The following is a 7,323-nucleotide window of genomic DNA, read 5'->3' on the forward strand; positions in this document are numbered from 1 at the left end:
GATTTTCTTCTTCCTCTACCGTCAACAGATTCTTATCCTTGACATCGAATACCGCTTTTTCATCCGCATGCAGATAAAAGCTGCCATCTGCTTCCGTCGCATAGACACGATTGGTTCCTTGGCGTTCCCAAGTTCCATCTATCTTCTTAAATAATTGATATTCTTGTGTGGCATAGGTAGAACCATTATAGCTTGCGATAAAGCGGAACTCACTATTTTGTTTTTCTTTTGGTACATCGCCACCAAATGCTTTTACGATCTCTACTTTTTCTAATTCATGTTGTGATACCTGTACAGAATTCCCGATGACCGTATGCTTTGTACTGGTTCCTACTTTTTCTGAATAATAGGCAGAATTGTTATAAGCATAGACAGCCGTGTCATTCTTATTGGCTGTATTGCTGTGGTCGGCATCTACCTTGGATTCATCCTCATTTGGTGAGATCATATGTATCCGAAAGCTCACAGAGCCCATATCTACGATTTCAAAATCATCACCATTCATCTTCTTGCTTAGGTCTACTGCGACTGCCTTGACATCCGCAAATTTATGATCTTTCAACCACTCTTCTTCTGTATACCAGCCATTCTCTTTCGTCAATATAGAATTTGGAAGCTCTTCCTCTGTTGATATTCTTGCATCTCTATCTGCATTGTAATAGATCACAGGCTTTATCCCTGCTTTCTCTAAGCCTGTCGTGATGATGCCATCAAAGGTTCCATACCACCAGTTATCTTCAAAGTGCTTATCCTTCTCCTGTTGTGAGCGATGCTTTGGGGCATCCTCCAACAGGTCATATACGACGATATTCTTTAAGGTATCCTGTGCATTCCTTACCGTTATTTCATAGGTATAGCCTTCTTTTGGTGCTACGATGGCACTTTCTGAGAAGACCCCGAAGCGGTCATTATCTGCTTTTACCAGTTTCTCGATAGTATCACTATTGGCTATTGCCATATCATCATTGACGCTGGTGTTGGCATACAATACCGTTCTTTCATCCGTTATACCATCCCCATCAATATCCTCTCCCAAAACCTTGTATTCATCTTTTGATAAGGTATCAGGATAATCGCTTCCATTATCCAACATGACCTGATCATCTGTTCCTAACAATGGCTCATTATCCTCTTTTTCTGGCATGAACGCAGAAATATTCGTTGCCGCATTGCTGATGTCGATATCCTTCCATTCATAGTACGCACCAAAGCTGATGCCCCAGCTTTCTGCCCACATGGAATCATAAAAGCCTGATGGATCTGCACCATCATAATGGATATGGAACTTGACCATCATTCTTCCCGTTCCACGATAATTCGTTATGATATCTTCCTTAGAATCGACACTGACCTTGACCTGACTGGTATCCCAGCTCTTTTCATACATCCATGTCATAGCATTTGTTGTCTTTACACGTCCTGCAATGATCTCTACGCTAGGATCATACTTTACGCCATATGGCAACAGATCATAAAAGACGACATCTTTTCTTCCCGGTGAGCGGACCAGATTTGCCTTTAGATAATCAATAGCTTCTGAACCATATAGTTCATAGCCATCATATGCCATGATATCGTATTTCAGATGTACCCTTCCGGTACCTGCATCATTCCAGCTCGTTCCATATTTATAAGATGCTGCATTTTTCTGTACCGAGGTCAGATAAGCAAATGCATTATCACGCATCGGTAAAGTACCATACAATGCTTCGCTCAATTCCTTTAATTCTGGTTCGGCATAGTTAAAACCTATCGTAGCATCGTGAAAATAGCCTTCCTCCTTGCCATCTTGTAAGCTTTGTCCCATGACACCGGCAATATTTTCTAAGGTGAGCATCTGCTCATTATCCTCATCTTTTACCAGCTCTTGAAAGGCCGGCGAATCATGCTGGATACGTACTTTTAGGTCGATTGAACATGTGGAAAGGTAATTAACAGATTCATGTTCTACCTTTACCCTCCATGGTTTTCTATTGATCTGTTCTTCTGTAAAGGTATAAGACATCGTTCCGCTAGCATTCCATGGGATAACCTTGACTTCTTCCCATACTGTGCTGCCTTTGAACATTGCATAAACGATGGTATCCTTTGATTCTTCCGGTTTTGCCTCGCTGTCTTCCCAAGGATCATATCCGGTATCGTTTTGCTTGATGCTTACCTGACTATAGTAGTAATCATCTCCATCTAAGATCTTGTAACTGTCTGTTGAACCGGTATTTGGATAGGCATAGAGAAAATCATCGACGGTCGTCATCTTATAGCTGGCTCCTTCGATACGTTCACCTAATTTACCATCTTCATTGGATGCATGATGGGTGAGCTTATAGCCACGTGTTGAACTGTTTACGTGAAATGGAATGTCACCAATATCGGTATTTTGTTTTCTTGCGGCTTTATAGGCTTCCAAAAAGCTTTTATAGGTACCTCCACCACTCTTATCGACACCGATGATATCGCCTTTGTAGTTCCATGCATAATCACGATATACCCAATTTGCTTTACTTGTTAGCTTTAGATCCTCATCTACTCTATCATATGGATGTAATACGACTTCAACTGTATTTTCAATCAAGGTATTCGGTTGGATCTTATCAGCAGGATAAGCAACGACTACTAGGATATACCCATATTGATTATCATAGTGTATTAGCTTATCTTTGTTCATATCGGAAATTTTATAATAAGCACTATCTCCACGATAATTTATCTTGTTGTAGCTTCGATTGAAGCCAACTACTTTGCCCTCAAGATTTGATATATCTTTTAGGTATAATTCCCATGGCTGAGTTGCACTTCCTGTGACCTGCACTTGCCAAGCTACATATTTATACTTGGTAAAGTTATCACCTTTGTACTCTTGTGGCAGGCTCGTTACGATGCTAGCCAGTTGTTTCTCGGTATAAATACCTGGGTAATAGCTTTTAGCCCCTAAGGTATACGGCGTCTTTGTGACCTTGGAAAGCTTAACTTGTGAATCAATATGTCCCGTTAAAGGAGGCGTTGTCTTTTCTTCTTTTTGATCTTTAAATTGCACAGTGGCGGTTGGTTTTAAGCTCCATGTACTATCATCTACGAATTCCATGATTTGTAGATTCTTATACAATACCTGAAATGCCACATTGGAACCTGATGTGATCTTTTTATAGTTAAAGAACACAAGCTCATTGGTATCTTCATCCAGATAATAATTGAATGGTGTGATTCTGTTTTCTACCGGAGCATCTAAGGTTCCCTGTGGTATTGCGATGCTGGTAGGTAGGATTCCTTTGTGATCCCTATCGTTAGACAATGTAGCCGGTATACGTATTTCAACACTACCTTTTTCTATATCACGATTATTGTGAAATTCTATCTGGTATTTCAATGAGAAATCATTTGTCTTCTCTACATGATATTTATCATTTTGTCCTACATAATACGCATTGAATGCCCAGTCTTCGCTATCTAAAACTGCATACAAAGCTTTTATGAAATCACTATCCTGTGCATTGGCTGCTCCTACTTTTGTACTGTTTAGTTTGTTTAACTGCGCTGTAGTCATTAGTGGTTCTATTTTAGTGATTTTATGACGAATTGTTTTTTCTTCTTGTTTCTCTGATTGCTTGACTTCTGCTTTCTTCGTTGTATTCGTTTCTGTTTTCTTATTCGCGGTCTCTTTTTGCTTTCGCGTTTCCTGCTTCACCGGGTTGTCGGCTTTAGAAGCTTCCTTATTTACTTCTTGTTTTTGTCTTCTTTCTTTTCCTTCTTCAAACGCTTCTACTCTAAATAAAGCTAGTTCTAGTTTACTGCCTTCTTTGAGTTCTACATCTTCTTGCTCGATACGGTATTCCTTGTTCTTCTCCACTAGTTTTGGTTCTGCTTTTTTATTTACTGGTTCTTTCTCATCTTTTTTCTCTTGGATGATCGTATATTCTTTTAGGTTCTTTTCGCTATCGACACTTTTATATTCGATCTTATAGTTACCTAGTTCTACTTCCTCTAGGACATACTCTCCCTTGATGTTTGTCAGGGTATGATAGGCAGCTTCTTTTTCTGGCTTGCCTTCTTTAATCTTATATAAGCGCACTTCGATGTCGGATAGTCCTTTTTCTTCTTTATCGACTTTGGCATTCTTATTATCGTCTAGATACACTTGTCCCTTTACATCTGTATAAAGAGCTCTCTCTTTTGGTTCTGTCTTTGGCTCTTCTTTGACAGGGGTATCCTTTGGCGTCTCTTCCTTTAATGGAGCCGTTCCTAATAAAGGCTGTTGGGTAGGGGCATAGATAGTGGTAGCAGGCTGTCTATTGGTTTTTGTTTCCTGAGCAGCTTCCGGTTTTGCCTTTGGTTCTTCTTTGGCATAAAGAGATGTATTCGTATTTATAAAGAGCATGGATGCAGCTAATAAGATTGCCGCAAATTGTTTTTTCTTATTTTTCATCGTCTAGTTCACTTCCTCTTTTATGCTTGTTGTATAAGATAAACATGCCAAGAGTGGAAAGCATGATGAACAAGATATACAGATCTTTGTGTGTTGTATCTCCTGTCTGTGTGGATGTCGTTTCCTTCTTTGGTTCCTCCTTCTTATCTGTCGTGCTTGTGGATGTTCCCGGTTTATTGGGTTGTGTTGGGATATCAGGATGTTCCGGAGTTATCGGTTTGTTTGGATGTTCGGGGTCTACTGGTAAATTAGGTTTTTCTGCTTCATTTGGTGATGCTTTGGGTTCTACCTGCAGATAATAGCTTGGACCTTGAATAACATTCGCTATTTCCTCATACATTGGCAAGGTCACAATGAAAGGATCAATCGTGCCATAAGATTCCATATCGGATGGCACCAATAAATAGATACCATTTTCAATATTGGTAAAAGACAGATATCCTTTCTCATCTGTTGTTCTCTTTCCTATGGTTTCCTTATCTGTCTTTTGGGTAAGCTCTTTTGCGACCTTTTGTAATTCTTCAGCCGTATCCGGTAAGTGCATATCATATTTCTCATGCAGCGCTGCTTTTCCATCATCGCTCATACTTCCTACCTTATACAGCGTGAATGTGACACCGGCTTTCTCTGCATTTGGAAAATCCTTTAGATGAATGTCGATCGTTCCTCCGACTGCCTTTAGCGTTGTCAGTGTCAACATGAACATGATGAACAGGCTACATGCTTTTTGTAATGCTCTCTTTCTTTTTTTCATCTGCTTTACCTCATTCATTTTCTATTATTTTGATTTATTGCATTTTATCACTATGCCTGTTTCCTACTCTTACTCACCATCACCATGCTGATGACTAAGATGCCTACGCTAGCGATTACCAAAAAAAGCGTAATACCTGTTCCTCCAGTAGATGGTAAAGTAAAACCTTTATGATTCTCTATGGCAATACTAGCAATTCCCCTATCGTTATCCAGTTTTGTGATAAAGGTTCCGCTTGTATCGGTGATCTCTTTATCGTTTACCTTTAATGTAAAGCTACCAGTTGCTTTTTTTGCACTATCTACATCAGCGATAATCTCCACCTTAATCAGTTCTGCTAATAAAGTATAGCCAGTTGGTGATTTTGTTTCCTTTAGATAATACGTACCTGCATCCAGATTATGAAAGTTCAGAATTCCTTTGTCATCTGTACTTGCATTGTTCAACACTTCTTTACCATCAGCTGCTAATAAGGTGAAGTCTGCTCCTTTTAATGCTTATGGCTTTCCTTCATTGGTGAACTTTTCTACCTGAATTCCAAAGCTATACACCTTTACGATTGCTTTTTCACTGTTTGTAATTTCTCCTGCTTTGTGGTTGTATTGCAAGCTTGCGGCATTTTGATTTCCTTCCTGGCCTTGCTTGGCTTTCTCTGTTACCTGTGCTTCATAGGTGACAATGATTGGTTGCCCTCCGTTTTCTTTTATAAAATCTTCGGCGAAGCTAATGTGCAAATCGGCTTCTTCCCCTGCCGTATTCTCTGCCCTTATCCTATAGGTCATTGAGCCTTCTGCTATTTCTTTATCATTCACCTTTACCGTGATTGGATGCTTGGCATCGTTTTGGATGGCCAAACCATCTTCCATCGTATCGATGATTATGAAGGTCGCCGGTGTGGGATTGCCAAAGAAACTAGCGTCATAATCAGGCATACTGGTCCTTATTTGATATGGTACATAATCGCCTATCTTAACTGAGCCATCACTGGCATCGGTAATGGTCTTATCAAAGGTTACTATCTCATTTTTCGGGTATGCCTCCACATCATAGACCCATGCACTACCTTCCTCATGATTTTGATAGTTATTTGTTGAAGGGATGGCAATTAAGAAAGGTTTACCTAATATGTAATTGTTTGGAGCTTTTGTTTCTATCACTAGATAATAGCCAAGCTTTAAATCTTTAAAACTTACCGTGCCACTGCCATCGCTAGTAGCAGTAGCTAAAGGAGGAAATTGTTCCGCCTTTATGGTAAGTTGTTGGCTTAGCTTTTCTAATTGTGTTGTAGAATAACTACCTAAAGCATCTGGTGTAACATTTTTTAAAACATCTTGAAAAGCTTCCTCAATAACAAAACGCGAAGTGCTTTCTTGTTCAAAACGCATGATTTTATAGATGCTGTAAGAGGCATCCGCTAAGGGATTTCCCTCGCTATCATGCTCATGAAGGGTAAGCGAACCTGATGTTTGCGTAATTGTTGTTTCTTGTTGGAAAGATGTTTCTTTTGCCATTAATGGCAGAGCATAAGCAAACAATCCTTGTATCATCGCCGCAGAAACAATAACTGTCAATAAATGCCTCATCCTTTTCTTTTTCATATTGTTTTCTCCATTTTCTGATATTCACTGACTGGCATAAATGCATATTGTCAAAGGATAGCTTTGTTACCAACATCATGAATATCGTTTTATCTTTAAAAGAACCAATAAGTCCTTTTATAGCCACAATATTGTTTATACGTATCATGATCAGCTTGCGAAATTATGTGAATTATAGTGCTATACGAAGAAAAATGTAGAAAAATGTTTTTACATAAAAGTTATATTTTGTATTTGTTTATTCGTTGTATGTATCTTTTCATTAAAATTATAAGGCGAATTTCTAGAAAATTCAACGCAGTGAATAACCATATCTAAAGCAAACATATGTAAATAAAAAAATGCTTATTTCATGATATTTGATACTTAAGGAATAAAGACAATTGTTTATAACATACCTATCATATAGAAATTAATTTTATTTTTTTTCGAAATTCCTTATCAAACACTTATTATCGATATATTCATTTCAAATATTAGTTTTATTCTTCCTTTTTAATAAATATCCACCAGCTTAGCTGGTGGTTTTTACGTAATCGCCCCAAGGGGCT

4 protein-coding genes and 1 pseudogene are annotated in these 7,323 nt (G+C 38.6%); all 5 read right to left on the bottom strand.

Features of this window, described 5'->3' with window-relative positions; all coding sequences use genetic code 11:
- The coding region (locus AC1VS3_RS12360; protein WP_481275669.1) for an SdrD B-like domain-containing protein at positions 1–4,420 on the bottom strand (4,420 nt) is incomplete at its 3' end.
- On the bottom strand, positions 4,410–5,174 hold the full coding sequence (locus tag AC1VS3_RS12365) for a pilin N-terminal domain-containing protein (protein WP_008690356.1): 765 nt from the start codon (positions 5,172–5,174) through the stop codon (positions 4,410–4,412). The genes AC1VS3_RS12365 and AC1VS3_RS12360, both read right to left, overlap by 11 nt.
- A gap of 50 nt (positions 5,175–5,224) precedes the next feature.
- On the bottom strand, positions 5,225–5,422 hold the full coding sequence (locus AC1VS3_RS12370; RefSeq protein ID WP_481275671.1) for an LPXTG cell wall anchor domain-containing protein: 198 nt from the start codon (positions 5,420–5,422) through the stop codon (positions 5,225–5,227).
- Between the two features lie 6 nt (positions 5,423–5,428).
- A pseudogene (locus AC1VS3_RS12375) lies at positions 5,429–5,659 on the bottom strand (prealbumin-like fold domain-containing protein); the annotation flags it as partial.
- A gap of 12 nt (positions 5,660–5,671) precedes the next feature.
- A complete protein-coding gene (locus AC1VS3_RS12380; protein WP_481275670.1) occupies positions 5,672–6,772 on the bottom strand; it encodes a SpaH/EbpB family LPXTG-anchored major pilin in 1,101 nt (366 codons plus the stop codon).
- Positions 6,773–7,323: the final 551 nt, after the last annotated feature.

Source organism: Longicatena sp. (assembly GCF_982403165.1).